Below are 24,986 nucleotides of genomic sequence, written 5' to 3'. Positions count from 1 at the left end.
GACCAGACGGTGATGGCTGCCGGGACCAGACGGTGATGGTTGCCGGGATTACGGCGGAGGGTGAGGCGACAGACAGTGTGGGGTGGAACCGATTAATCGGTGGGGACGACTTCGTCAGTACAGGCGAGGCGCGTGGAAATTGGGTTGTTCCGGCGGAGAGCGGCCGATAGCGTGCCCGGTTCGACCATCGGGAGGAAAGTCATGGGTAGGAGTCGCTGGGCCGCGCTGTATCTGCTGTGCGGGGGCGCCCTGATGATCGTGCTGGATGCCACCATCGTCAATGTCGCGCTGCCCGCCATCCAGGACGATCTGGGCTTCTCCCAGGCCGGGCTGGCGTGGGTGGTCAACGCCTATCTGATCGCGTTCGGGGGCCTGCTGCTGCTGGCGGGGCGGCTCGGCGATCTGATCGGGCGGCGGCGAATGTTCCTGTGCGGGTTGGTGGTATTCACCGGGGCCTCGGCGCTGTGCGGGATCGCGGGCAGTCAGGCGATGCTCATCGCGGCGCGCTTTCTCCAGGGCGCGGGTGGCGCGATGACCATGGCGGTGGTGCTGGGCATGATCGTGGCGATGTTCCCGGAGCCGCGCGAGCAGGCCAGGGCCATCGGCGTGTACGCGTTCGTGGCCTCGGCGGGCGGGGCGGTCGGGCTGCTCGCCGGTGGCGTGCTCACCGAGCTCAGCTGGCACTGGATCTTCGCGATCAACATCCCCATCGGCATCGCCATCGGGATCGGCGCGCTGCGCGTCCTCCACAACGACAAGGGCGCGGGGCTGACCGACGGGACCGATGTCCCGGGCGCGGTGCTCATTACCGGCGCGCTGATGCTGGGCGTGTTCACCATCGTCAAACCGGCGGCCGAGCTGGGCTGGACCGCGGGGCGCACGCTGCTGCTGGGCGCGCTGGCGCTGGCGCTGCTGGCGGCGTTCGTCGGCTGGGAGGCACGCACCCGGCATCCGCTGATGCCGCTGCGGATCTTCCGCTCCCGCAACGTCTCCGGCGCGAACCTCATCCAGGTGGTCACCGTCGCGGGCATGTTCGGCATGTTCTTCCTGGGCACGCTGTACATGGAGAAGGTGCTCGGCTTCGCGCCGCTGCGGATCGGCCTGGCGTTCCTGCCGGTCACCGTCATCATGGGCACGCTGTCGGTGCGGTACTCGGAGCGACTGGTGATGCGGTTCGGGGCGCGCACCACGCTGATTCCCGGGCTGCTGCTGGTGCTGATCGGGCTTGGCCTGTTCACGCAGGCGCCGGTGGCGGGCAACTACTGGGTGCACGTGTTCCCGGTGATGGTGCTGTTCGGTGTCGGTGCGGGACTGGCGTTCCCGGCGCTGATGAACCTGGCCATGTCGGGCGTACCGGCCAAGGACGCGGGCATGGCCTCGGGCCTGGCCAACACCACCATGCAGGTCGGCGGCGCGCTCGGGCTGGCGGTGCTGGCCACCCTGTCGGGCAGCCGCACCAAGGATCAGCTCGCCGCCGGAGTCCCGCAGCCGGAGGCGCTGACCAGCGGCTTCCACCTCGCCTTCGCCGTCGGTGCGGGCCTGGTCGCGGTGGCGCTGGTCGTCGCGATCGCGGTGTTACGCAAGCCCGCCGACGACCCGGACGCCGAATTGGACGGCCTGGAGCGCGAAGTCACGGCGGTTCATATTCTTTGAGTCACCTCGGCTTCACCAACGGGAACGGCAGCGTCTCCCGAATGCTGCGCCCGGTAATCAGCATCACCACCCGGTCCACCCCCACGCCGAGGCCGCCCGTGGGGGGCATGGCGAACTCCAGGGCGTGCAGGAAGTCCTCGTCCAGCTCCATGGCCTCCGGATCGCCGCCCGCGGCCAGCAGGGACTGCTCGGTGAGGCGGCGGCGCTGCTCCACCGGATTGGTGAGTTCGCTGTAGGCGGTGCCCAATTCGACGCCCCACGCCACCAGGTCCCAGCGTTCGGCGACGCCGGGGATGCTGCGGTGGGCGCGGGTCAGCGGCGAGACGGAGGTGGGGAAGTCCAGGTAGAACGTCGGCTCCTCGGTGCGCTCCTCGACCAGATGCTCGTACATCTCCAGCACGATCTGCCCGGCGTCCCAGCCGAACTGGTAGGGCACGCCCGCCTTGTCGCACAGCACCCGCAGCCGCTCCACGCCGGTGTCGGGGTCGATGGTCTCGCCCAGCGCGTCGGAGATGGCGCCGTGTACCGTCTTCACCGGCCAGTCGCCGGAGATGTCCACCTCCCGCGGCTCGCCGTTCGGACCAGGCCGCAGCGCAACGCATTTCCCGTTGGCGGCGATCGCGGCGTTCTGGATCAGCTGCCGGCAGGCGTGCATCATCCGCTTGTAATCGCTGTGCGCCTCATAGGCTTCCAGAATGGTGAACTCCGGGTTGTGGCTGTAGTCCACGCCCTCGTTGCGGAACACCCGGCCCAGCTCGAACACCTTCTCCATGCCGCCCACGCACAGCCGCTTGAGGTAGAGCTCCGGCGCGATGCGCAGGTACAGATCCAGGTCGTAGGCGTTGATGTGGGTGGTGAACGGCGCGGCGTTGGCGCCGCCGTGCACCTGCTGCAGCACCGGGGTCTCGACCTCGAGGAAACCCCAGTCGCTCAACGAGTCCCGCAGCGAGCGCACCACCGCGCTGCGCTTGGCCAGGACCTCGCGGGTGTCGACATTGATGGCCATGTCGACGTAGCGCTGCCGCACCCGGGCCTCCGGATCGGACAGGCCCCGCCACTTGTCCGGCAGCGGATGCAGGCACTTGCCGATCATCCGCCAGTCCTGGGCCAGCAGCGACAGCTCGCCGCGGCGGCTGTGCCCGATCTGGCCGCTGATCTCGATCAGATCGCCCAGGTCGAAGAATTCGTCGAACTCCGCGGCCCGGTCCGCGCCCACCCGGCCGCGGTCGATGACCACCTGGATGTCGGCGGACCAGTCCCGCACCACGGCGAACGCGACGCCGCCGTAGTCGCGAATCCGCAACAGCCGCCCGCACACCCGCACCGTGGTGCCCTTCGGGGAGCGCCGCGCGGCCGCCACCGAATGGGTCGGCGGATAGGCCACGGGGTAGGCGTCCACCCCGGCCGCCTCCAGCCGCGCCACCTTGTCCATCCGCACCCGCACCTGTTCGGGGCGGCGCGGCTGGGCCGGTTCCAGCTCCTCGGGCGGCAGGTCCGGCGGGCTGCCGTCGGCGTGCAGGCCGGTCATGCTGGGCGGCACCGCCGAGCGGATACCGGTGTGCGTCATGGCGTCCGGCTGTTTGCCCAGGCGCGGCAGGAAGCCCTCGGCCAGGGCGCTGGCGATGGCGACCCGCAGGAACTGGCGGCGATCCTCGAAGATGAAGAACCGCGGTACCCACTTGGGCTGGTACTTCACATTGGACCGGTACAGCGCCTCGAGCTGCCACCAGCGCGAGAAGAACATCAGCAGGCTGCGCCACAGCCGCAGCACCGGGCCCGCGCCGATGCGCGAGCCCTCCTCGAACACCGAGCGGAACACCGCGAAGTTCAGCGAGATCCGGGTGATGCCGTACTGCTCGGAGGACAGCGCCAGCTGCGAGATCATCAACTCCATGATCCCGTTGGGGCCCTTGGGATCGCGGCGCATGAGATCCAGCGAGACCCCGGCCCGGCCCCACGGCACCAGCGACAGCAGACCCCACACCCGGCCCCCGGAGTCGACCGCCTCGACCAGCAGGCAGTTCCCGTCGAACGGATCGCCCAGCCGGCCCAGCGCCATCGAGAAGCCGCGCTCGGTCTCGGTGTCGCGCCAGGTGTCGGCGCGGGTGATCATCTGCCGGGTCTCGTCGTCGCTCAGCTCGGAGTGCCGCCGCACGCGCACGGTGAAACCCTGCTTGCGCAGCCGATTCGCGGCCTGGCGGACCTGTTTCATCTCCGGTCCGGCCAGCGAGAACGAGCGGGTGTCCAGGATCGCCTCGTCGCCGAGGCGCAGCGCGGACAGGCCCGCGCGCCGGTACGCGGTCGCGCCGAGTTCGCTCGCGCCCATCACCGCCGGGGCCCAGCCGTACTGGTCGGCCAGGCGCAACCACGCGTCGATGGCCTGCGGCCAGGACTCCTTCACGCCGATCGGATCGCCCGAGGCCAGGCACACGCCCAGCTCCACGCGATAGGTGACCGCGGCCTTGCCGCTGGGCGCGAACACCACCGCCTTGTCGCGGCGGGTCGCGAAGTAGCCCAGCGAATCCTCGACATCGGAGCGTTCCAGCAGGCCGCGCAGCGCCGATTCGTCCAGTCCCGTCAGGGCGTTCGACGCGCGCTGCGAGCGGAACAGCACCACCGCGGCCGCCAGCAGCGCCACCGCGCCCAGCAGGCCGAGCAGCAGATTCACGAAATGCGGTGGGTGACCGTCGAAATTGTCCGGGCCGAACAGGATCGCCGGCACCACCCGCGACGCCGCCCACAGCGGCCGCTCCGGGCCGCGCGGCAGCGTTCCCGGGAACAGCTCGACCAGGCCCCAGCCCAGCAGCCAGCTCACCGCCACCCCGGCGACCAGCACGCCCAGCGCCTTCCACAGCGCGCCGCGGCGGACCTGGGTGTAGAACTCCGGCCAGGCCGCGATCAGCAGGCCGATCACGCCGACGTGAATCACCAGCGCCGCCAACGCGTTCGGGTCGTGCTCGTCGGCCACGTCGAACGCGTTGACCACCGCGAACATGGCCAGATAGCCGACCAGCAGCCACCAGGCGATCCGCTTGCGGGTGGCGATCGCGCCCGCCAGCAGGCCCACCATCAGGGCGGTGACCAGGCTGGTGTCGGGCGCGTCGAAGTAGTAGCTGTCGATGTAGTGCCGCGGCACCTGGGTGATGAACCGCAGGCCGGGGGAGATGCTCCACAGCGCGCACAGGGTGGCGAAGACGCCGAGCACCAGGCCCACGGTGTGCGGGACCTCGCTCAGCCGCCCGTGCCCGCGATGCGGCACCCCGGGCGCCGGTGGTTTGCCGTGCTCGGTGCGCTGGTGCTGCCGGTCCTGCGTGGAGGTCACCGAACCAGTGTGCGGGCCGGTGCTCTCGGACGGCAGCACGTCGGCGGGCGAGTTCGCTTGCCGCGCCATCATGTTCGATCCTTTCGCCGGGTGCCGGCGGCGTGCGTCCCGGGGGCGGCGTGCGCCCCCGCGGCCGCGGACGTAAAGATGTACCCCATGTCGGATCCAGTCGATGTGCCGATCGAGGACGATGTCATTCGGCTCGGGCAGTTCCTGAAGCTGGCCAACCTCATCGACACCGGAGCGGAGGCGAAAACGGTCATCGCCGCCGGTCTGGTGCGCGTCAACGACGAGGTCGAGCTGCGCCGCGGCCGCCAGTTGCACACCGGGGACGTGGTCGCCCTGGCCGGGCACAGGGTCCGGGTGGTCGGCGGCTAGCGGTCCCGCGGCGGTGTCATTCGGCGCGGACGACGATCCCGTCGTGATCGCTGTAGACCATCTCGCCCGGAACGAAACTCACCCCGCCGAACTCCACCGGCACATCGCGCTCGCCGGACCCGGTCTGGGTGCTCTTGCGCGGGTTGGTCCCCAGGGCCTTGATGCCGATGTCCAGGGTGCGCAGGATCGCCGAATCGCGGACCGCGCCGTTGACGATCACCCCGGCCCAGCCGTTGGTCACGCCGCGCCCGGCGATGATGTCGCCGACCAGGGCGGTGTGCACGCTGGCCCCGCCGTCGACCACCAGCACCCGGCCCGCGCCGGGCTCGCCCAGAGTCTGCTTGACCAGCAGGTTGTCCTGAAAACAGCGAATGGTGACGATCCGCCCGGCGAACGCCTCCCGGCCGCCGAACTGCCGGAACTGGGTATCGCAGCTACGAATGTCCGGACCGATCTCGTCGGCGAGATCGGCCGTGGCGACTAGATTTGCTGACTCGGTCACGCGTGCAAGCTTGCCATGGACCGGATGTGCGGTTGCTGAGACCTTTCTCCGAATCGCCGTCACGCCCGCCTGTGGCGCCGCTCGTAGGCCAGTCGGTCGGCGGCGGCGCGGGCGCGGGCGTCGGAGTCGGCGAGGGCCGGGTCGAGGCCGTGCTTGATCAGCCGGTGCCGCCGGTACACGTACATCAGCGCGACGGTGAAGTAGATCAGCGGGATGTAGAGCAGCGCCATCATGGCCAGACCCATCCACAGCGGGCCGGGCATCAGCAGGAACAGCGCCAGCACCGGCAGGATCGGGACGAGGATGCGGGTCAGGTAGCGGCGGGTCGCGCCCGGGCCGATCAGATCCGCGCGCACCCAGTCGGCCAGGGCGGGCGGCAGGGTGCGCCCGCAGCTGTAGCCGATGCGTTGCGGGAGCGTCGGTTTCGTCCGGTTGGGCACGTCGGTCAGCCCTGCCGGGCCAGGTGGTACTCGGCGATCTGGGTGGTCAGGTTGTGGGTGGCGTGCTTCACCGCGATCTTCACGAACGGTTCGATGGTCTTGCCGAGCACCTTTCCGGCGAGGCCGCCGGGCACCCGGTAGTCCACGATGGCATCCACCACGCAGGCGTGCTCGCTCTCGGCGTGGAACACGAACGTGGACTCGATCTCGAATCCTTGGATCGACTTCACGCCGAACGCCGTGTCCCGCTCCCACCGCACGATCTCGATGCGCGAATGCAGTTGGACCGGGCCGAGTTTGATGGCGCCGTCGAAGGTCGCGCCCAGGCCCGCGGTTCGGTCGGTGCAGGGGGTGAATTCGTGGACCTCGGTGATGAACTTCGGCAGATTCCGGTAGTCGTCGACGTAGGCGAACGCGGTCTCGGCCGACGCGGCGCACTCCGCCACGATCTTCACTTCGGTCATGCGCGCCACTGTAACCGGGTGCCCGGCGGCCCGCAGGCTACGCCGTCACCGAGAGGGCGGCCGCCAGACCGAACACCAGCGCCATCGCCACCACCTCGACGATCGCGCGGCGCAGCGAGGCGTCGGCGGGCATCCGGTGCTCGGCGGCCGCGGGCACCCAGGACCGCCGCCACCACCAGCCCAGCGCCAGCAGCCCGGCCAGCAGCACCGTCTTCGCCAGCAGGATGCGGCCGTAGCCGGTGTCGACCAGCGGCGTCAGCCCGTGCAGCCGGACCAGCCCGTTCACGATCCCGGTCACCGTCACCGCGAGCACCGCGGGCAGCGCCCATTCCGAATATCGGGGCAGGATCACCGCCCACTCGCCGCGGGTGCGCACCACCAGCGCCAGCGCCAGCAGCAGCCCGAACCACCCGGCCGCGGCCAGCGCGTGCACCGCCGCCAGCACCGAACCGAACGCCTGCTGCGACATGTGCCCGGTGATCGGCCGCAGCACCAGCGCCACGGCCGCGAACACCAGCACCAGGTCGGCCGCCGCCCGGTCGGGCCGCCGATACGCCAGCGCGCAGTAGCCGGTGACCGCGCCGGTCGCGACGAGGATCGCGATCCCCACCTGACCGCCGCTGATGTGGACGAGGTAGTCGCCGAACGGCCCCGGCCGCAGCCTGCCCACCGGCACCCCCACCACCTGAGCCGCCTCGCAGACGAGCACCGCGAACTCGGTGACCAGCCAGAGCCCGGCGAGCAGGGCCAGCAGCCGCCACGCCGGGCGCAGCCGCTCGTGCAGTCGGGGCAGCGCGGCCAGCCCGAGCACCGTGGCCCCGGCGCAGTCGGCGAGCGCGCGCACCGGCGCCTCGGACTGCACCGGATCCGGCGCGGCCAGCGCCCAGCCGACCGCGACCCCGACCAGTCCCGCGGGCACGACCAGCAGCAGCGCCGACCGCAGGGCGGTCGCAGTGCCGCCGGTCACCCGATTCACGACCGCTTACGGCCCTTCCGCCCGCCGAACAGCGCGAACGCCAGTCCCGCACCGAACAGCACGACCGCCCCCACGATGAACACCCACAGCGGCACCCCACCCGAGCCACCGCCGTCACCGGAACTACTGCTCGCCGCGCTGGCCTTCGGCCCCGGCGTCCCCGTCCCCGGCTTCGTCAGCGTGAATGTCCGTGTGCCACTGACCGGATGCCCGTCCGCGGACGTCACCCGATACGCCATCGTGTATTTCCCCACCGGCCCGAGCTCCCCCACCTCGATGCTGACCGTCGGCCCATCAACGCTGGGCTGCCCCTTGCTCCACAAATTCCCGTCCGGCCCCACCACGGTCAGCGACGGAAAACTGGGCTGCAAATTCTCATTGAACGTAATACTGGCCCGCCCCGGCCCCGAATCGACCTGCGCCCCATCGGCCGGACTGGACGACACCGGCGTCGAATGCGCAGCAGCCGTCCCGGCCCCGACGGTAAGGAGAACACCGAGCAGAGCAAGGGTTGCGATGATCCCGGCCAAAAGCGCGCCGGGACCACGGGAGAGCATGCCGGGACCGCGGGAGGGTGCGTCGGGACCGCGGGAGAGTACGCCGAGACTGCGGGAGAGCATGCCGGGACCGCGGGAGAGTACGCCGGGACCGCGGGAGAGCATGCCGGGACCGCGGGAGAGTACGCCGGGACCGCGGGAGAGTACGCCGGGACCGCGGGAGAGTACGCCGGGACCGCGGGAGAGCATGCCGGGACCGCGGGAGAGTACGCCGGGACTGCGGGGGGAGAGCACGTCGGGGCCGGGGGAAGGCACGCTCGGGTTGCGAGAGGACGAGATGGAATTGCGGGAGGGGTGGCCGGAGCGGCGGGAGGGTGCGCCGGGGTGGGAGAGGGAGTGGCGGGTCATGATTGGCGGCTTCGGATGAGGGCGCCGAGGCCGAGGGCTGCGCCGAAGGCGCCGAGGAGTAGGCCGATGCCGCCGAGCCAGCGGGCCGTGTTGTCGCTGTCGTGGGTGGTGGGGCTGGCGGTGGGCTCGGCTTGGTTGTCGGAGGCCGTGGTGGCGGCGAGGGTGAGGGTGGGCGTGGGGTTCTCCGGCTCCTTGCCGTCGGGGCCCGTCGGCTCGTTCCAGGTGACGATCTTGCCGTCGCTGTAGGTCTGGGTGGCGGGGAAGCCTACCGACCGCTGTTTGGGGAGCGGGCCCGCGGACAGGGCGAAGCGCTGGAACTGGCCGGGGGCGATGCCGGGGTTGCCGGGGTCGGCGGTCCAGGTGACGGTGACGTACTGGTTCTTGTCGTTCTTGTCCAGCTTGGCGGTCCAGCCCGGAATCGGTTCGGTGCGAGCCGAACTCAGGCCGGGCAGGGTGACGGCCAGCTTGGTGGTGGCGGCGGTCTCCGATTCGGTCGGCACCCGGAAGGTGACGACCGCGTAGCCGCCCTGGGTGGCGCCGGGCGCGTCGGCGACGACGTGGGCGGCGGCGGTGCCGGTCGCCAGCACCGCCAGTCCGGCGGCGGCGCCCGCGGTGAGCAGGGCGCGCGAAATCGCAGTGGGCATGAGTGAGTTGCTTTCTCGGTCGAGGGGAGTGGTCGGCGGGTCAGGCCGGGACCGGTGGTGCGCGCGAACCGAGAGCGGTGATGTGGTGCGAGTCGTAATGCCGCTCGCCCGCCCCTCGGCGAGCGATCCCGACCGATGGCGGCGGCGTCCGGAGGCGGCCGGTTACCGTCCGAACCGCCTGCGACACAAGGGAATACAGCCGTTCGGCGGCCACGATCAGCAGCACGCAACCCAGCGCCGCGAGCACGTGCGCGACCGTCATCCACCCCCCGGGTATCCGCACGCCCAGCACGGAAAGGCTTGCCGCACGGCCGGTTTCATGCCCGTGCCCGGCCAGCCCGCTCAGCGCCCGGTGCCCGAACAGCTGCCCGGCGGCCACCGTCGCGAACAGCGCGGCGCGGCCGCCGATCCCGCGCGGCGCGGGCAGGGCGCTCGCCAGCGCCCCGGTCGCCGCGGCGGCGGCGACCAGCAGCGTCAGCGCGGTCGAATTCGGGTAGCCGCCGGTGGGCCCGTGTGCCGCGACGGCCAGCGCGGCCACGGTCGCACCGACGAGGGCACCGCGAATCCGGCTGGGCCCGGCGGGCATTGTCGTCCTCGGGTCAGCGCACGCCGAGGCGGGCGAGCAGGTCGGCTTCGACGCCGGACAGTTCGTCGGAGATGGAGGCGTGCACGGCGCGCCGACGCCCGGCGGGCATCTGCTCGGCGGTGCGGACGGCGGCGGTCAGGCTGTCCAGGCGGTCGCGGGTGGCGGACGCGAACTTCTGCGCCTCGGCGTCGCCCGCGGCCTTCTTCTCGATATCGGCCAGCGTGGCCTCGGTGCCCGCGATGCGGGCCTGCAACCGCGCGCCGTGCCCGGAGAAGTCGCCGAGCTGGTCGAGCCCGATGCCGAGTCGATGCGCCCGCCGGGTGTCGATCTGCCCGCGGATGAAGGTCGCCGCCCGGTACGCCAGCGGCGCCAGCACCGGGATGAGCACCCGGGCCGCGCCCAGATACTTCTTGATCTGACCGGCGGACAACAGCTCTCGCTCGGCCCGCTCGGCCCGCTTCAGCGCGGCCTTCTCCTCGGCCTTCAGCGTGGCGACCTGCTGCTTGGCCACATCGCGCCGGGTGCGCGCCTCGGCGCGATCGCGCTTGCGCTCGTTGCGCGCGCTCAGTTTGGCCTCCAGGGTGGCCTTGTGCTTGAGGGCTTTCGCCTCGGCTTTGCGGTCCGAGCGCCGCTTGCGCTTGGTGAACAACCCCATGGGAAGCCTCCGTCGTCACGTGCCACACGGTTCGGGGCAACCATATCGGTTTCGGCCGCCGCCGTGTCGATTGCCCACTGCTTCGGTGCAGCGTCGCGACCGTTCCCTGATGTATTCGGAATCGTTCCGTGCGATGCGGTTCACGGGGGTGTCGGGGGTCGGGGCCATACTGCTTTACGTGTACTCGGGCAGCGGTGACCGGAACGGTCGCGAAAACGACGGCGGGAGCGGCGATCGCCGCGCCGCCGCGCCATATGCGGGCATCGGTAGCGAAAATGGTTCCGCCGCAATCGATTCGGCATCCGATCGGGTGGCCTTCATCGATGCCCGGGCGCTGATCGGCTGCCGCCACCGGCTGCACCTGGAGGCCACCCACCCGGAGGTGCTGCGCGGCGTCGTCGAGGACGCCGGGGTCAAGCAGCGCCGCGAGGCCGCCGCGGCCCACCGCGACCGCGTGCGCGACACGCTGGTCGCCGCGGCCCCGGACCGGTGGGTCGTCGTCGACCCGGCACAGCCCGCGGCCGCGCGGGCCGAGGCCACCATGCGGGCCTGCGCCGCGGGCGCGCCGCGCATCTGGGGCGCGCTGCTGCCGCAGGAGGGCGACACCGGCCGCCGCGGCGGTTCGGAGATCCTGCTGCTCGACCCGGACCGCGGCGGCTACATCCCGGTCATCGTGGTCAATCACAAGGTCACCGATCCCCGCCAGCCCGACCCGGCCGACTTCCACCCGCTCACCTCCGACCTGTACCGCTGGGACCCGCAGCCGGACCGGTCGGTGCGGTTGCGCACCCAGCCCCGCGACCAGCAGCGGCTCGCCCACCTCTACCGCATGCTGCAGCGCCACGGGCTGGCCAGCCCGGCCCTGGTCGGCGGCGCGATCGGCTACCACTTCGACCGCATCCTGGTGCACGAGCTCGGCCCGCTGCTCGACGACTACGACCGCCGCTACGCCGACCGCATCGCGGTGGTCCGCGGCGAGCTGCCCACCGTGCCGTCGAAGGTGCCCGAATGCCGGCAGTGCCCGTGGTGGACGCGCTCGGCCACCGCCGAGGAGCCCAGCTGCGAGCGCTGGCTCACCGAGCACCGCGATGTCAGCCTGGTCGCCCCCGGCTCCCGGGCCGAACTGCTGCGCCGCCACGGCGTGGACACCGTCGAGGACCTGGCCGGCTGGACCGGCGAGGACCCCGACGACTGGCAGTACGAGCCGTTCATCGAGACGGTCGTCACCGCGCGGGCGTGGATCTCCGGCGCGCCGCTGGTCCGCCGCCTGGAGCGGGTGCGGGTGCAGCGCGCCGACGTCGAGGTGGACGTCGACCTGGAGAGCTTCCAGGAGTTCGGCGCCTACCTGTGGGGCACCCTGCTCGACGGCGTGTACCGCCCGTTCGTCACCTGGGACCCGCTGCCCACCACCGACGAGGCCCGCTCGTTCGCCGAGTTCTGGACCTGGCTCATGCAGGTGCGCGCCGAGGCCGCCGCGGCCGGGAAAACCTTTGCCGCCTACTGCTATTCGCGCACCGCCGAGGACAAGTGGATGTACGAGTCGGCGCGCCGGTTCGCGGGCCTGCCCGGCGTGCCCACCGAGGCGCAGGTGCGCGAATTCGTCGACGGCCCGCAGTGGGTGGACATGTTCCAGGCCGTCTCCGAGCAGTTCATCTGCCCGAACGGCAAGGGGCTGAAGAAGATCGCGCCGGTGGCCGGTTTCCGCTGGCGCGATCCGGAAGCGGGCGGCGAAGCGTCCATGAGTTGGTACCGCCTCGCGGTCGGTTACGAGGGCGACTGCGACCTCACCCAGCGCACCCGCCTGCTCGAATACAACGAGGACGATGTGCGCGCCACCTGGGCCCTGCGCGAGTGGATGACGCCGAGCCGCCCCGGCGCGCCGAGCGCGGAGACGGACGTCCCGGCCATGGCCGACTTTCGCGGGCCCGAGTACGCCCGTCCGCGTTCGTCGTAATATCTGGTCGTGACTGAGCACGTCGAACAACTGGAATTTCAGGCCGAGACCCATCAGCTCCTCGAACTGATGATCCACTCGGTCTACTCGAACAAGGACACCTTCCTGCGCGAGCTGGTCTCCAACGCCTCCGACGCGCTGGACAAGCTGCGGCTGGAGTCGTTCCGGGACAAGGACCTCGATGTCGACACCTCCGACCTGCACATCGAGCTGTCGATCGACAAGGACGCGCGGATCCTGACCGTCCGGGACAACGGCATCGGCATGTCCCGCGACGAGGTCGTGGATCTGATCGGAACGCTGGCCAAGTCGGGCACGGCCGAGCTGCGCAGACAGCTGCTGGAGGCGAAGCCCGACCAGGCCGCCGAGGAGCTGATCGGCCAGTTCGGCATCGGCTTCTATTCCACGTTCATGGTGGCCGACAAGGTCGTCCTGACCACCCGCCGCGCCGGGGAGAGCTCCGCCACCCGCTGGGAGTCCGCGGCGGGCAGCTCCACCTACACGATCGAGAACCTGGACGACGCGCCGCAGGGCACCTCGGTATCGCTGCATCTCAAGCCCGCCGACGAGGACGACCACCTCTTCGACTACACCCAGGAGTGGAAGCTCCGCGAGATCGTCAAGAAGTACTCCGATTTCATCGCCTGGCCGATCCGCATGCAGGTGGAGCGGACCGTCACCGAGGGTGAGGGCGAGGACAAGCAGGAGAAGACGATCCTCGAGGATCAGACCCTGAACTCGCAGAAGGCGCTGTGGACGCGCCCGCGCAGCGAGGTCTCCGACGAGGAGTACAAGGAGTTCTACAAGCACGTCGCGCACGCCTGGGACGACCCGCTGGAGATCATCCCGCTCAAGGCCGAGGGCACCTTCGAATACCAGGCGCTGCTGTTCGTCCCGACGCACGCGCCGTTCGACCTGTTCCAGCGCGAGCACAAGCGCGGCGTGCAGCTGTACGTCCGGCGGGTGTTCATCATGGACAACTGCGAAGAGCTCATGCCGGAGTACCTGCGCTTCGTCAAGGGCGTGGTGGACGCGCAGGACCTGTCGCTCAACGTGTCCCGCGAGATCCTGCAGCAGGACCGGCAGATCCGGATGATCCGCAAGCGGCTGGTCCGCAAGGTGCTGTCCACGGTCAAGGACATGCAGGGGGCCGAGGACAAGTCCAAGTACCAGACCTTCTGGACGGAGTTCGGCCGAGTCCTCAAGGAGGGCCTGCTCTCCGACACCGACAACCGCGAAACCATCCTGCAGGTCTCGTCGTTCGAGTCCACCGCGTCGGAGACCGAGCCCACCACGCTCGCCGAGTACGTGGAGCGGATGAAGGACGGCCAGGACAAGATCTACTACATGACCGGCGAATCCCGGCAGCAGATCGAGAATTCGCCGCACCTGGAGGCGTTCCTGGCCAAGGGCCTGGAGGTGCTGGTCCTCACCGATCCGGTCGACGAGATGTGGGTCGGCTCGGTGCCGGAGTTCGACGGCAAGCCCTTCCAGTCCATCGCCAAGGGCGAGGTGGACCTGGAGACCGAGGACGAGAAGAAGGCGTCCGAGCAGCTGCGCGAACAGCAGGAGAAGGACTTCGGCGACGTGCTGAAGTGGCTGGGGAACACGCTCACCGACAGCGTCAAGGAGGTCCGCCTGTCCTCCCGCCTGACCACGTCCCCGGCCTGCGTCGTGGGCGACGTCTTCGACTTCACCCCGCAGCTCGAGCGCATGTACCGCGCCTCGGGCCAGGCCCTGCCGGAGACCAAGCGCATCCTGGAGCTCAACCCGTCCCACCCGCTGGTCACCGGCCTGCGCGACGCCTACGCCGCGAACCGGGAGGCCGCCGACGCGGGCACCGCGGAGGACCTCACCGCCACCGCCGAACTGCTCTACGGCACAGCGGTTCTCGCGGAGGGCGGCGAGCTGAAGGATCCGGCGGCCTTCGCCAAGGTCCTGGCGGACCGATTGACGAAGACTCTCTGACTTCGTCCCGTCAGTCGATCCCGCTTCGTCCCGTCAGTCGATCCCGGCGTGGTCCCGTCAGTCGATCCCGGCGTGCTTTTGGCCGGGATCGATTCCCGCCCATACCTCGATCACCCTCGGCATCATGGACTCATGGACGTGGTCGACACAGTGGCCCCGAGTCTGCTGGGCCTGCTGCACCGAGACATCTTCTGGATGAGCTGGAACACCGTGCTGGCCTGGATACCGGTGGTGTTGGCGCTGTTGGTGTTCCGCACCGGGCGGGACGGGCAGACGCTGTCGCGGTCACCGCTGCGCTGGGCGGGCGCGGTGCTGTTCGTCCTGTTCCTGCCCAACGCTCCCTACGTGGTGACCGATCTGGTGCACCTGCGCTGGGACATCCGCGTCGTCGGAGACGGTCCCGTGGTCAGCACGGTGCTGCCGCTCTACGCCGTCCTCATCGCCTCCGGCTTTCTGGCCTATCACCTGGCCCTGGCCGAGCTCGGCCGCTATCTGGACGCGACCGGTCGCTCGCCGTGGAAGATCCCGGCGATCCTCACCTGTCATCTGCTGTGCGCGGTCGGCATCTTCCTCGGCCGCTGGGCCCGGCTCAACAGCTGGGAGCCGGTGGTGCAGCCCCGCGGCGCCATCGACCGCATCCTGCTGGCCCTGACCTGGGAGCACACCGCCCTGGCGATCGCGGTCCTGTTCGTCACCACCGCCGTCGGCCACTTCATGACCAAGGCCATCGCCGAGGCCACCGTGGCCACCACCCGCCGCGCCACGCTGTGGCTGCGCCCGTCGCCGAGCGGTCCCGCGTGAGTGTGGGGGCCGAAGCCCCCACTCTCTACGATCCCGGCGCGGGGGCCGAAGCCCCACAATCCCGGCGCGGGGGCCGAAGCCCCACGATCCCGGCGCGCTTTTGGCCGGGATCAGCGCGGCGCCATGCGCAGCGCACCGTCCATGCGGATGGTCTCGCCGTTGAGGTAGTCGTGCTCGACGATGTACTGCGACAGCTGCGCGTACTCGTCCGGGCGGCCCAGGCGGGACGGGAACGGCACCCCGGCCTCGAGGCCCTTGCGGTACTCCTCGGTGACACCGGCCAGCATCGGGGTGTCGATGATGCCGGGGGCGATGGTGTTCACCCGAATCCCGAACTGCGCCAGGTCGCGCGCGGCCGGAATGGTCATCCCGGCGACGCCGCCCTTGGAGGCGGAGTAGGCGATCTGGCCGATCTGGCCCTCGAACGCCGCCACCGACGCGGTGTTGACGACGACGCCGCGCTGCCCGTACTCGTCGACCGGCTCGGTCTTGGAGATGGCGTCGGCCGCCAGTCGCATCACATTGAAGGTGCCGAGCAGGTTCACGGTGATGACCGTGCGGAACAGCTCCAGATCGTGCGGCCCGTTCTTGGACAGGATGCGCCCGGCCCAGCCCACACCGGCGCAGTTGACCACGATGCGCAGCGGCACACCGGATTCGACGACCGTGGCGACCGCGGCCGCCACCTCGTCACCACTGGTGACATCGGTCGGCAGCAGCTTGACGCCGGCCGGAACGTTGTCGCCGGCCCGATCGATCGACTGCTGCAGGTCCAGACCGAAGACGGTCGCCCCCTGGTCGGCGAAGCGCTTGGCGGTCGCGGCGCCCAGGCCGGACGCGGCTCCGGTGACAATCGCGGCAGATCCCGAAATCTCCACGGTGTTTGGTCCTCTCGTTCGTGACGGCCCTTCGCTGGCCTTCCGTCGATACGCACCCTAACCTGCGAGCAGAATGAAGCGACCAGCGCAGGATCTCGATCGCGAACACGGAGCCGCCATGCCGGAGTCGGCCATCACCGCCCATCAGTTACCCCGCGGCCGACACGGCCTGCCGCGCGAGACGGTGATTCGCTCGCAGCGGGAGCGCATCCTCAGCGCCATGGCGGCCGCGATGGCCGAAAACGGTTATGTGGGAACGTCCGTCGCGGCGATCATCAAGCGGGCCGGGGTGTCGCGGGAGACCTTCTACGAGCAGTTCCGTTCCAAGGAGGACTGTTTCGAGGCCGCCTACGAGCGCGCGGTGGAGCTGCTCCTGTCCCGCATCGGCTCGACGACCGAACCGGACCGCAAGCCGGGGGTGTCGCTGTCGGATCGGGTCGACCGGCTGTTCGGGGCCTATCTCGAGGGCGTGGCGGCCGAACCCGCCTACGCGCGACTGTATCTGGTCGAGGTGTACGCGGTCGGGCCGAAGGCGATCGCCCGCCGGGCGGCGATGCAGGAGGAGTTCGTGTCGCGGCTGGCCGACCTCTTCGGCGCCCGCACCGAGGAGCAGCGTTTCGCCTGCCACACCCTGGTCGCCGCGCTGGGCGCGATGGTGACCGCCCGGGTCGCCGCGGAGGATATCGACGGCCTGCTCGCCCTGCGGCAGCCGCTGGTGGACATGGTGCGCCGCAGCGGGGAGTTGTTCGGCGCGTCGCTGTGCGCCGATCCGACCGCCTGATCAGCGCCGGTCGAGCTCCCGCTCGACCCGCCGCGGCCGGGGCGTCGAGCGGCCGAGCAGCCACAGCACCGCCGCCGCCAGCGCGGGGGCCGCCGCGGCGATCGTCAGCTCCGGCACCCGGCCCAGCTCGGGGGCCAGCGCCGACAGCAGGGTGGCCGCGCCGATGTAGAGGAACAGCAGCCCGGACCCGAGCGCGATCAGCCGCTCGGGCACATGCTTGCCGACCGTGATGCCGATGAGAATGGCCAGCCCACCGGCGGCGACCATCCCGGCCACCGACCCGGCCCACACCGCCGCCCACGGCCGGTCGGAGGCGAGCGCGACGGTGGCGAACATGGTCCGATCGCCCAGTTCGGCGAGCAGGAAGGCCGACAGCACCACGAAAAACGCTCGGCCGGGCGTCGCCTGCGCCGCGGCCGACTCGGTGTCGGTCTCGTCCTCGTCCGGTGCGCTGCGGGTCTCGCGCAGCGTCCACACGCCGACGGCGATCAGGATGAGTCCGGTGCAGATCGCGATCAGATCGGTGGGCAGGGCGGCGCCGAGGAAGTGGCCGACGCCGACCGCGATCAGGTTCACCGCGACGCTGGCGGCGGCGATGCCGCCCAGGACGATCCACCACCGGTAGCGCAGCGCGAAGGTCAGCGCCATCAGCTGCGATTTGTCGCCGAGTTCGGCGACGAACAGCACGCCGAAACTCAGCAAAACGGTGGCGATCATGATGTCGGCTCCCAGGTCTTCGGCCTGTCGGCCGAAGACGGGGCGCCTCCAGCCGACAACGCTCCCGAATGAATCGGTTGGTCTTGTCATCGGCCGAAGGTCTCGCCCACCGGATTCCGGACCGGTTCGCGTGGCCGGACCCGAGCCGGATCAGTATGTCGACCACACGATTGGGGGCTACTCCCCTTCGCTACCGGCCAGCCTACGCCGATTCGTCCGTTTCGCCAACTCGGTGTCGTCGAAATCGCAATGCGCACAATAAGTTTGGCGGTCCACGCCGAATTTTTCGGTAACCCGTCACGCGGCGAGCAGCATGGCCAGAACCGCGGTGTCGGGATCGCTGATCGGGTCCACGCCCACCCGGCTGACCATGGAGGTGACCGTGCCGTCGAGCTCGGCCTCCACCCACGCCGCGCGGTGTTCCAGCCCCAGGTGCGGCACCCCGGGCAGCAGCACGCAGCCGGACGCGGCGCCCAGGCACTCGGGCAGCGAGGGCCGCGTCTCCGACGGCGGATGCAGCATCATCAGGGCGGGCGGCACATGGTCGGCAAACCGGCCGGGTTCGACGGCCCGCTCGCCGAGGACCGGACCCTCGGCCATCACCAGCCCGACGGTGCCCGGCTGGGGGTCCTCCGGGAGCTCCTCCCGCGCGCCGAAGACCGTGGAGGTGGTCAGCAGGCCGGGCAGGCTGGCCACCCGCACGGCCAGGACCAGCAGCTGTGCCCATTCCTTGGTGGTGTCGGGCCAGCGGCCCGAGATGAGGAACCCCCGCAGCGCGCCGTGCGCCTGGAACGGCGTCACCCGAACCTGATCGTTCGTTTCCATCGTGTGCCTCCCGCGTGCCCAGATCGGAGGCGGCTCGCTCGGGGACGAGCCCGTCCGTGCTGAGTGAGTACCCGAGAATGACGCAGACGATGTCTGGCACACAAGTACCAGAGAGTGCCAGTACGGACCCGGAAACACGAACGGGCCCGCGAACCTTCGGGTTCGCGGGCCCGCGGGTGGCGCGATCTCAGCCGAAGATCAGGCCCTTGCCCTGCGCGACGGCCCGGGCGAAGCGCTCCTGCACGTCGGCCCAGTTGACCACGTTCCAGAACGCCTTCACGTAGTCGGCCTTCACGTTCTTGTACTGCAGGTAGAAGGCGTGCTCCCACATGTCGACCTGCAGCAGCGGAACGATGCCCAGCGGGACGTTGGCCTGCTGGTCGTACAGCTGGAACGTCAGCAGCTTCTGGCCGAGGGTGTCGTAGCCGAGCACCGCCCAGCCGGAGCCCTGCAGGCCGTTGGCGGCCGCGGTGAACTGCGCACGGAACTTGTCGAACGAGCCGAACTGGTCGTCGATGGCCGCGGCCAGCTCGCCGACCGGCTTGTCACCGCCGTTGGGGGACAGGTTCTTCCACCAAATCGAGTGGTTCACGTGCCCACCCAGGTGGAAGGCCAGGTTCTTCTCGTTCAGGAAGATGGCCGCGTGGTCACCGGACTCGCGGGCGGCCTCGAGCTTCTCGAGCGCCGCGTTGGCGCCGGCGACATAGGTGGCGTGGTGCTTGGAGTGATGGAGCTCGTTGATCTGCCCGGAGATGTGCGGCTCCAGGGCGCCGTAGTCGTAATCCAGATCTGGCAGCGTGTACTCAGCCACGATGTCCCTTCCTCATGATGTCGGGCCCGGTGCGCCCTGCGTGTGGCGCACCCAACCATCATTCGTACACCCGCTCGGATGCAACCAGCGGTCATGCCCCCGGAATTCCGAGTCGAGCGGATCGGTGAGGTTGTCGACACCCACGATCGCCTTTACATAACGCACGATCGCCTTTACATAGGCGGCGCGACGTCCGGCAGCATGGTGCGCGGATCGCAGGCGTCGTGCGCCTTCCACCAGCGGACCCCGCCGGCGATGAACTCCTTGGCGGTGAGCGTGCGGCCGTCGGCGGTCTCGACGGTGATGTCCTCGAACCACACCCGCACATCCAGTTCGCGCGGGTCGACGCCCTCCTGCTGGGAGAACTCCAGCACGTGCACGGGCGGGTAGTTGCCGACGATGGTGTCGAAGCTCAGCAGCTCGCGCCAGATGGCCCAGCCGCTGTCGTCGACGTCGATGAATTCCCAGCCGTGCAGGGCGCTGCCGCCGAAGCTGGCGATGGCCTCGCCGAGCTCCTCGACGGTGAGCGGGAAGATGTGCGGTTCCAGGTCGTCCCAGCGCTGCATGCGTAAGGAGGCGGCGACCCGGCTGACGCCGGTCAGCGTCAGCAGCACCCGCCGTTCGGCGGGCGGTTCCCCGTCGTCGGGGAGCGTCAGCACCTCCAGTTCCAGGCGGCACCGCGCGGCCGCGGCGTCGACCGTGACACCGAGGCAGGTGGCCTCGGCGAGTGCGGTGTTCAGCCCGGTCGTATTCAATCCGTCCACCAGACCCCTGCTCGCGTCCATGTGACCCAGGCTACCGACAGGGTCTGCGAGAGCCCCGGATTTCCGTTTGTCGCTAGTGTTGTCGTTTTTTTCGAATCCGATGGAACCGAATGGTGGTATGCCGCGTCGAAGCATGTGTCGGGATTCGTGGCGACCGGGGCAGGGACCGGTATCCAGGCGGAGCCCCGCATCCGGCGCGGCGGTCGGCCGCTCCGGGATGAGGAGGGGAGTCCCGGATCGGTCGCCCGCATGCGCGTCGCCCGGACCAGCGCCGATCACCGGCGACCGATCGGTCTGTACCCGGCTCACCTGTGGATCAGGTTGTGGATTATGTGGATAACTGTGCTCGAGATATGCACAGACGGGGGATCTCCAAGACGTAGGACAGCGTACTAGGGGCCGAAACAGACCGAAGGTCCGGGTCCGCCCGTCCCGGGCACTCCCCGCGTCCCGAGGCCGCGTGGCAGGATCGAAACCGTGACGAGCCCCGACATTCCCTCGGTGCGGGTCGACGCCGTGCCCGCCGAATTCGACGATGCCGAGCCCTTCGCCGCATCGGGCTCCGCGCCCACGGCGGTGCTCCTCGACGTCCGTGAGGACGACGAATGGGAGCTCGGCCACGCGCCCGGCGCGATCCACATTCCCATGGCCGACGTGCCCGCCCGCGCCGAGGAGCTCGACTACGACTCCGAAATCTACGTCGTCTGCCGCCAGGGCGGGCGGTCGCTGCAGGTCGCCCAGTACCTCGAGCACGTCGGATTCAATGTCGTCCAGGTGGTCGGCGGCATGGTGGCCTGGCAGAAGGCCGGTCGGCCGCTGACGGCCGAGGGCGGCCACGAGGCCAAGATCTACTGATGGAAACGGGAGGCGCCCGGTGAGTACGGTCGTACAACCCTGTGCCCGCTGCGGCGCGCGCTGGGCGGTGCAGGGCAGGCCGCTGCACTGGTGCCCGCGCTGCCGCGGCGTGCTGCTGTCGCCCGCGGCGGTCGACGCCCCCGCCGAGCGCCGCAACTATCGCTGGGTGGCGCGCTCGCCCGACCACCGCGCCCGGGCGGCGCGCGCGGCACGGGCCGCCACCGCCGCGGCGACCCCGCGCTATCGCGAGATCCCGCGCTGGGGCCTGCGCGACCTCCCCCCGCAACCGGCTCCCGTTGCGCGCCAACGATTCTCGTCGCTGACCGAGCGGGTCGCCGGGCTGCTGACCGCGACCGCGGCGGTCTTCGCGGTGGCCGCCGTCGCGGAGCTCGGGCGCTACCTGATCCTGATGTACAACCGCACCCGGCTGGTCGATCCGACGCTGCTGTTCGTCTCCGATTTCACCGTCTATTTCGCCGCCGGGCTGGCCCTGGCGCTGGCGCTGCTGAGCGCGATCGCGCTGGCGGGCTGGCTGATTCGGGCCCGCGCCGCCGCGTACCAGGCCGCCGGGCGGCACGAGCCGCGGTCGATCACGGCGCTGCTGTGCGGCTGCCTGATCCCCGGGGTCAATCTGCTGTGGCCGGGCGTCTTCCTCACCGAACTGGTCCGGGCCCGGGGCGGCGATCCGCGCATGCTGCGGGCGGTGCGGATCTGGTGGTGCGCCTGGATTCTGGACGGTGTGCTGGTGGTCGCGGCGCTGTGCTGGCGGGCCGCGGATTCGCTGCAGGTCCGGGCCGACGGCGTGCTGTTCGCCGTCTACACCGATCTCGCGGCCGCCGCGGTGGCGGTGCTGTCGCTGTGGGTGATGCGCCAGTGCGAGGGGCTCGACCTGCGCGGTCGCCTGCGCGCGCCGAAGCGCTGGGTGGCGGCCGCCGGTCCGATCGTGCCCGTCATCGAGCCGGTGCATCCGGTGCCGGAAACCGCCGAGCGCGCGCGGGATTCGGTCGTCGGGAAAGATGAGGGCACGCCGCACGAGTCCGACGTGCGACAGCAGGAGGAGGTCATGGCGCAGTGAACCGGGGCAGTCGCGCACCGTTCGTGGTCGCGCATCGGGGTGCCTCGGCGGCACGCCCGGAACACACCATCGCCGCCTACGAGCTGGCGTTGCAGGAGGGCGCGGACGGCCTGGAGTGCGATGTCCGGCTGACCCGCGACGGTCATCTCGTGTGCGTGCACGACCGCACGGTGGACCGCACCTCCGACGGCACCGGACCGGTCAGCGAGCTGAGCCTGGACGAGCTGCGCGAGCTGAACTTCGGCACCGCCGCCGAGCCGTCCCCGGTGCTCACCCTCAGCGAGCTGATCACCCTGGTGCTGGACTGGCGCAGCCGCCCGACCAAGCTGTTCATCGAGACCAAGCATCCGGTGCGCTACGGCGCCCTGGTGGAGGCCAAGGTGCTCGCCGAACTGCAGCGGTTCAACATCGCCGCGCCCGCCTCGGCCGATCACTCCCGCGCGGTGGTGATGTCGTTCGCGGCGACCGCGGTCTGGCGCATCCGCCGCTCCGCGCCGCTGCTGCCCACCGTGCTGCTCGGCGAGTCGTCGCGCTACCTGGGCGGCAGCGCGGCCACCACGGTCGGCGCGACCGCCGTCGGCCCCTCGGTGAAGACCCTGCGCGACCACCCGGACCTGGTCGACAAGGCCGCCGCCGCGGGCCGCGCCACCTACTGCTGGACCGTCGACGATCCCGACGACGTGACGCTGTGCGCCGATCTGGGCGTCAGCTGGGTCGCCACCAACCACCCCGGCCGCACCAAGGCCGTGCTCGCGTCGGTCTGAGACACGCCGTTGCCACGGCCGCATCGGGTGTGCCCCTGCGTGATCCGGCCGGTCCGACACTGTAGGTTCTGCGTTCGTGGGTAAGAGCAAGCGCAACAGTCCCAAGCCCGGAGGGAACCGGGCCCAGCGCCTCGCCGAGCGCCGGGCGGCGCAGGAACAGGCGGCGCAGGCCGTGACGCGCCCGTTCGCCGGGCTGGCCGCCGAATGCGATCTGGTCGCGCTGCGGGAGTTCGTGCCGTCGGCGACCGCGACGCTGAAGCTGGCGCCGAGCGTGGCGGCCGAGCGCCCGGTCACGCTGGCTACCGTGCTCCCCGGCGCCGTGGCCGCCCTGGTGCGCGCCGGTGACGAGCCGACCGGATTCGTGGGCGTGCAGGTGCAGTTCCAGTCCGGTGACCCGGCCGCCGACCTCGCCGCCGCCATCCTGTGGACGCAGTCCGCCGAGCCGGGCGAGTCGCTCGCCGCCACCGCCGAGACCGCGGGCGCGCCGCTGGCCGAGGTGCTCGATCCGGCCGCGGGCCTGGACCTGACCGTGCACCAGGACTTCAACTGGTGGGTGCCCGCGGGCGTGCAGCCGGATCCGCAGGTGGCCGCGACCATCGAGCAGGCCAATCAGGCGATCATGCCGTCGGCCCGGCTGGAGCTGGGCGCGGACGCGATCGGTGCGGCCTGGTGGGTCGACGCCGGGGAGAAGGCGCACGTGCGCTGGGTCCGGCCCGAGGACGAGGACGCGCTCATGCTGGCGCTGGCCCGCCTGCACGCCGCCGGTGGCCTGCACCTGGGCGAGGGCTCCCGGTTCGCGGGCTCGTTCCGCACGCACGGCCTGCTGGTCCCGGTGTTCGACCTGGATCGCGAGCGGCACGCCAGCGAATGGGCCGCTCCCGCAACGGAGTTCGGCGCCCGGCTGGCCGAGGCACTGGCCTCCGACGCCCCGCTCACCTCGGACGAGCGGCGCTCCCGCGACGGCCTGCGGTCGCGCCAGGTAACTCTGCGCTAACAGGCCCGATTCCCGCCGGGAATTTCAGCGGACGTGTATTTCTCACGCATTGCCGAATTCCCTGCGGCCGCAAACTGAAAGGCTCGGCTTCGCGAGATGCGGAGCCGAGCCTCGTTCGTAGGGAGTGGACTACACCGCGCCGCCCGCCGCGCTGGGCGCGCCCGAGGCGTCGCTCGGGTCGCTCATCTCACGGGCCACGAAATATTCCAGGTCGAACAGGTTCGAACCGGCGCGTTCGGCGACGGTCAGCAGCGTCGTCATGCGCGCCACCTCCTCGACCTGCTCCTTCAGGAACCACTGCATGAATTGCTCGCCGAGATAGTCGCCCTCCTCGCGGGCGGTGCCCGCGAGCTGGACGATCTGATCGGTGACCGTCTTCTCCTGCCGCAGGGCCAGCGCGATCGGCTCGCGGGCGTTCTCGAACTTCGACACGGCGCCGTCGACGCTGGTCAGCTCCACGCTCATATCCCGGTCGAGGAAGTACTGCACGATCATCATCGCGTGATTGCGTTCCTCGATGGCCTGGGCGTAGAAATGTTTCGCCAGCACCGGCAGATCGGCATTGTCGAACCATACTGCGATCGCGATGTACTGGTGCTCGGCATTGAATTCATGCCGGATCTGATCGTGAAGCAGGGCATGGAACTTGCTGCGTGGGGGCTCGGGGTGGCTGGACATGGACACGACATTAATGCTGGTCAGAGGATATGTCATCCAAGTGCACCCTTATTGAGGCAAGTATTGCCTAATTAATTCTTGCCATTCCGGCGACTTTCGGAGCCGAGGCGTCGGGCGCGGGGGTGCGCACCTCGCGGGCAATGAACTCCTCGATGTCGAACAGATTGCCGTCGGCTCGCTCGCACACTGTCAGCAACGTCGACATCCGGGACACCTCGTCCATCTGGTCCTTCAGGAACCAGCGGGTGAACTGCTCGCCCAGATAGTCCCCGGCGTGGCGGGCGGTGCCGGTGAGGGTGCTGATCGACTCGGTCAGCTCGCGCTCCCGATTCAGCAGGAATTCGATTGCGGCGCGTGGGGATTCGAAGTCGGACACGATCTCGTCCAGGCCGCCGACGCGGACCTCGAGGTCGCGGTCCAGCAGGTACTGCACCATGCGCAGCGCGTGGGCGCGCTTGTCCTCGGCGCCGCGATAGCAGACCCCGGCCAGCCGCGGCAGCCGCAGCGCATCGAAATAGACCGCGCTCGCGAGGTACTGCTGGGCGGCGGTGAACTCGTGCCGGATCTGGGTGCGCAACAGGTCGGGAAAGGGCATG

At 70.3% G+C, this 24,986-nt stretch carries 26 protein-coding genes; 10 read left to right on the top strand and 16 right to left on the bottom strand.

The features are described 5' to 3' along the window. The first annotated feature begins 201 nt into the window (after positions 1-201). A complete protein-coding gene (locus tag HPY32_RS18110; protein WP_067579629.1) occupies positions 202-1,653 on the top strand; it encodes an MFS transporter in 1,452 nt (483 codons plus the stop codon). A 1-nt stretch (position 1,654) separates the two neighbouring features. On the opposite strand, the gene lysX is transcribed toward HPY32_RS18110, so the two are convergent. Further along, a complete protein-coding gene (lysX, locus tag HPY32_RS18105; RefSeq protein WP_373686654.1) occupies positions 1,655-4,975 on the bottom strand; it encodes a bifunctional lysylphosphatidylglycerol synthetase/lysine--tRNA ligase LysX in 3,321 nt (1,106 codons plus the stop codon). 156 nt (positions 4,976-5,131) lie between these two features. Between lysX and HPY32_RS18100 the strand changes: the two genes are divergently transcribed. Then, complete coding sequence (locus tag HPY32_RS18100) at positions 5,132-5,353, top strand: RNA-binding S4 domain-containing protein (RefSeq protein ID WP_067584821.1); 222 nt, start codon at positions 5,132-5,134, stop codon at positions 5,351-5,353. 16 nt (positions 5,354-5,369) lie between these two features. On the opposite strand, the gene rraA is transcribed toward HPY32_RS18100, so the two are convergent. The 8 genes from rraA to HPY32_RS18060 all read right to left on the bottom strand — a co-directional run bounded on the left by rraA (position 5,370) and on the right by HPY32_RS18060 (position 10,525). Next, a complete protein-coding gene (gene rraA / locus HPY32_RS18095; RefSeq protein ID WP_067579631.1) occupies positions 5,370-5,855 on the bottom strand; it encodes a ribonuclease E activity regulator RraA in 486 nt (161 codons plus the stop codon). A gap of 59 nt (positions 5,856-5,914) precedes the next feature. Next, positions 5,915-6,295 (bottom strand): DUF5313 family protein, encoded by a 381-nt coding sequence (locus tag HPY32_RS18090; protein ID WP_067579632.1) that lies wholly within the window; start codon positions 6,293-6,295, stop codon positions 5,915-5,917. 5 nt (positions 6,296-6,300) lie between these two features. Beyond that, positions 6,301-6,759 carry an SRPBCC family protein gene (locus HPY32_RS18085; protein ID WP_067579634.1) on the bottom strand — a complete coding sequence of 153 codons (459 nt, stop codon included), beginning with the start codon at positions 6,757-6,759 and terminating at the stop codon, positions 6,301-6,303. Between the two features lie 37 nt (positions 6,760-6,796). After that, positions 6,797-7,726: a CopD family protein gene (locus tag HPY32_RS18080; RefSeq protein WP_067584823.1), complete on the bottom strand. Its 930-nt coding sequence runs from the start codon at positions 7,724-7,726 to the stop codon at positions 6,797-6,799. 5 nt (positions 7,727-7,731) lie between these two features. After that, positions 7,732-8,292, bottom strand: coding sequence for a copper resistance CopC family protein (locus HPY32_RS18075; protein ID WP_067584824.1), 561 nt, complete (start codon positions 8,290-8,292; stop codon positions 7,732-7,734). A 344-nt stretch (positions 8,293-8,636) separates the two neighbouring features. Then, positions 8,637-9,284: a YcnI family copper-binding membrane protein gene (locus HPY32_RS18070; RefSeq protein WP_171982917.1), complete on the bottom strand. Its 648-nt coding sequence runs from the start codon at positions 9,282-9,284 to the stop codon at positions 8,637-8,639. 40 nt (positions 9,285-9,324) lie between these two features. Beyond that, positions 9,325-9,870, bottom strand: a complete 546-nt coding sequence (locus tag HPY32_RS18065; RefSeq protein WP_067579636.1) for a hypothetical protein — start codon at positions 9,868-9,870, stop codon at positions 9,325-9,327. A 13-nt stretch (positions 9,871-9,883) separates the two neighbouring features. Continuing rightward, positions 9,884-10,525 (bottom strand): DUF6474 family protein, encoded by a 642-nt coding sequence (locus HPY32_RS18060; RefSeq protein WP_067579638.1) that lies wholly within the window; start codon positions 10,523-10,525, stop codon positions 9,884-9,886. Positions 10,526-10,835: 310 nt separating this feature from the next. Between HPY32_RS18060 and HPY32_RS18055 the strand changes: the two genes are divergently transcribed. From HPY32_RS18055 to HPY32_RS18045, 3 genes are all read left to right on the top strand, one after another. Next, the gene (locus HPY32_RS18055; protein WP_444939655.1) at positions 10,836-12,479 is read left to right on the top strand and encodes a TM0106 family RecB-like putative nuclease; all 1,644 of its coding nucleotides are present in this window, start codon (positions 10,836-10,838) and stop codon (positions 12,477-12,479) included. 9 nt (positions 12,480-12,488) lie between these two features. Then, the gene (gene htpG / locus HPY32_RS18050) at positions 12,489-14,447 is read left to right on the top strand and encodes a molecular chaperone HtpG (protein WP_067579640.1); all 1,959 of its coding nucleotides are present in this window, start codon (positions 12,489-12,491) and stop codon (positions 14,445-14,447) included. 132 nt (positions 14,448-14,579) lie between these two features. Then, on the top strand, positions 14,580-15,248 hold the full coding sequence (locus HPY32_RS18045) for a DUF1361 domain-containing protein (RefSeq protein ID WP_067579642.1): 669 nt from the start codon (positions 14,580-14,582) through the stop codon (positions 15,246-15,248). 110 nt (positions 15,249-15,358) lie between these two features. Here HPY32_RS18045 and HPY32_RS18040 read toward each other — a convergent pair whose 3' ends face one another. After that, positions 15,359-16,126 carry an SDR family NAD(P)-dependent oxidoreductase gene (locus HPY32_RS18040; RefSeq protein ID WP_067579645.1) on the bottom strand — a complete coding sequence of 256 codons (768 nt, stop codon included), beginning with the start codon at positions 16,124-16,126 and terminating at the stop codon, positions 15,359-15,361. Between the two features lie 118 nt (positions 16,127-16,244). Between HPY32_RS18040 and HPY32_RS18035 the strand changes: the two genes are divergently transcribed. Further along, a complete protein-coding gene (locus tag HPY32_RS18035) occupies positions 16,245-16,907 on the top strand; it encodes a TetR/AcrR family transcriptional regulator (RefSeq protein WP_067584828.1) in 663 nt (220 codons plus the stop codon). Here the strand turns inward: HPY32_RS18035 and HPY32_RS18030 are convergent, their stop codons facing one another. The 4 genes from HPY32_RS18030 to HPY32_RS18015 all read right to left on the bottom strand — a co-directional run bounded on the left by HPY32_RS18030 (position 16,908) and on the right by HPY32_RS18015 (position 20,045). Then, on the bottom strand, positions 16,908-17,624 hold the full coding sequence (locus HPY32_RS18030) for a TMEM165/GDT1 family protein (RefSeq protein WP_067579647.1): 717 nt from the start codon (positions 17,622-17,624) through the stop codon (positions 16,908-16,910). 297 nt (positions 17,625-17,921) lie between these two features. Next, complete coding sequence (locus HPY32_RS18025) at positions 17,922-18,449, bottom strand: peptidase (RefSeq protein WP_067579649.1); 528 nt, start codon at positions 18,447-18,449, stop codon at positions 17,922-17,924. Between the two features lie 187 nt (positions 18,450-18,636). Further along, positions 18,637-19,260, bottom strand: a complete 624-nt coding sequence (locus tag HPY32_RS18020; RefSeq protein ID WP_067579651.1) for a superoxide dismutase — start codon at positions 19,258-19,260, stop codon at positions 18,637-18,639. Positions 19,261-19,433: 173 nt separating this feature from the next. Next, positions 19,434-20,045, bottom strand: coding sequence for a hypothetical protein (locus tag HPY32_RS18015; RefSeq protein ID WP_067579653.1), 612 nt, complete (start codon positions 20,043-20,045; stop codon positions 19,434-19,436). 456 nt (positions 20,046-20,501) lie between these two features. Between HPY32_RS18015 and HPY32_RS18010 the strand changes: the two genes are divergently transcribed. The 4 genes from HPY32_RS18010 to HPY32_RS17995 all read left to right on the top strand — a co-directional run bounded on the left by HPY32_RS18010 (position 20,502) and on the right by HPY32_RS17995 (position 23,712). After that, a complete protein-coding gene (locus tag HPY32_RS18010) occupies positions 20,502-20,879 on the top strand; it encodes a rhodanese-like domain-containing protein (protein WP_156673991.1) in 378 nt (125 codons plus the stop codon). Between the two features lie 19 nt (positions 20,880-20,898). Further along, complete coding sequence (locus tag HPY32_RS46170; protein ID WP_067579654.1) at positions 20,899-21,954, top strand: DUF4328 domain-containing protein; 1,056 nt, start codon at positions 20,899-20,901, stop codon at positions 21,952-21,954. Continuing rightward, positions 21,951-22,718 carry a glycerophosphodiester phosphodiesterase gene (locus tag HPY32_RS18000; protein WP_067579656.1) on the top strand — a complete coding sequence of 256 codons (768 nt, stop codon included), beginning with the start codon at positions 21,951-21,953 and terminating at the stop codon, positions 22,716-22,718. The genes HPY32_RS46170 and HPY32_RS18000 overlap by 4 nt, the downstream gene beginning before the upstream one ends. Before the next feature lie 76 nt (positions 22,719-22,794). Continuing rightward, positions 22,795-23,712 (top strand): DUF5926 family protein, encoded by a 918-nt coding sequence (locus HPY32_RS17995; RefSeq protein WP_067579658.1) that lies wholly within the window; start codon positions 22,795-22,797, stop codon positions 23,710-23,712. Positions 23,713-23,841: 129 nt separating this feature from the next. Here the strand turns inward: HPY32_RS17995 and HPY32_RS17990 are convergent, their stop codons facing one another. Both HPY32_RS17990 and HPY32_RS17985 read right to left on the bottom strand, forming a co-directional pair. Next, positions 23,842-24,390: a ferritin gene (locus tag HPY32_RS17990; RefSeq protein ID WP_067579659.1), complete on the bottom strand. Its 549-nt coding sequence runs from the start codon at positions 24,388-24,390 to the stop codon at positions 23,842-23,844. 67 nt (positions 24,391-24,457) lie between these two features. Further along, positions 24,458-24,985 (bottom strand): ferritin, encoded by a 528-nt coding sequence (locus HPY32_RS17985; RefSeq protein ID WP_067579661.1) that lies wholly within the window; start codon positions 24,983-24,985, stop codon positions 24,458-24,460. Between the last annotated feature and the right edge of the window lies 1 nt (position 24,986).

It is taken from the genome of Nocardia terpenica, assembly GCF_013186535.1.
Lineage (GTDB): Bacteria > Actinomycetota > Actinomycetes > Mycobacteriales > Mycobacteriaceae > Nocardia > Nocardia terpenica.
Note: the sequence above shows the minus strand (reverse complement) of the source record. Positions and strands in the feature narration are given on the sequence as shown.

Excerpts from the sequence above, each read along its gene's own strand:
- HPY32_RS18110 (WP_067579629.1), top strand. The coding sequence starts at position 202 with ATGGGTAGGAGTCGCTGGGCCGCGCTGTATCTGCTGTGCGGGGGCGCC.
- HPY32_RS18100 (WP_067584821.1), top strand. The coding sequence starts at position 5,132 with ATGTCGGATCCAGTCGATGTGCCGATCGAGGACGATGTCATTCGGCTC.
- HPY32_RS18085 (WP_067579634.1), bottom strand. The coding sequence starts at position 6,759 with ATGACCGAAGTGAAGATCGTGGCGGAGTGCGCCGCGTCGGCCGAGACC.
- HPY32_RS18075 (WP_067584824.1), bottom strand. The coding sequence starts at position 8,292 with ATGCTCTCCCGTGGTCCCGGCGCGCTTTTGGCCGGGATCATCGCAACC.
- HPY32_RS18070 (WP_171982917.1), bottom strand. The coding sequence starts at position 9,284 with ATGCCCACTGCGATTTCGCGCGCCCTGCTCACCGCGGGCGCCGCCGCC.
- HPY32_RS18065 (WP_067579636.1), bottom strand. The coding sequence starts at position 9,870 with ATGCCCGCCGGGCCCAGCCGGATTCGCGGTGCCCTCGTCGGTGCGACC.
- HPY32_RS18060 (WP_067579638.1), bottom strand. The coding sequence starts at position 10,525 with ATGGGGTTGTTCACCAAGCGCAAGCGGCGCTCGGACCGCAAAGCCGAG.
- HPY32_RS18045 (WP_067579642.1), top strand. The coding sequence starts at position 14,580 with ATGGACGTGGTCGACACAGTGGCCCCGAGTCTGCTGGGCCTGCTGCAC.
- HPY32_RS18035 (WP_067584828.1), top strand. The coding sequence starts at position 16,245 with ATGCCGGAGTCGGCCATCACCGCCCATCAGTTACCCCGCGGCCGACAC.
- HPY32_RS18030 (WP_067579647.1), bottom strand. The coding sequence starts at position 17,624 with ATGATCGCCACCGTTTTGCTGAGTTTCGGCGTGCTGTTCGTCGCCGAA.
- HPY32_RS18025 (WP_067579649.1), bottom strand. The coding sequence starts at position 18,449 with ATGGAAACGAACGATCAGGTTCGGGTGACGCCGTTCCAGGCGCACGGC.
- HPY32_RS18015 (WP_067579653.1), bottom strand. The coding sequence starts at position 20,045 with ATGGACGCGAGCAGGGGTCTGGTGGACGGATTGAATACGACCGGGCTG.
- HPY32_RS17990 (WP_067579659.1), bottom strand. The coding sequence starts at position 24,390 with ATGTCCAGCCACCCCGAGCCCCCACGCAGCAAGTTCCATGCCCTGCTT.
- HPY32_RS17985 (WP_067579661.1), bottom strand. The coding sequence starts at position 24,985 with ATGCCCTTTCCCGACCTGTTGCGCACCCAGATCCGGCACGAGTTCACC.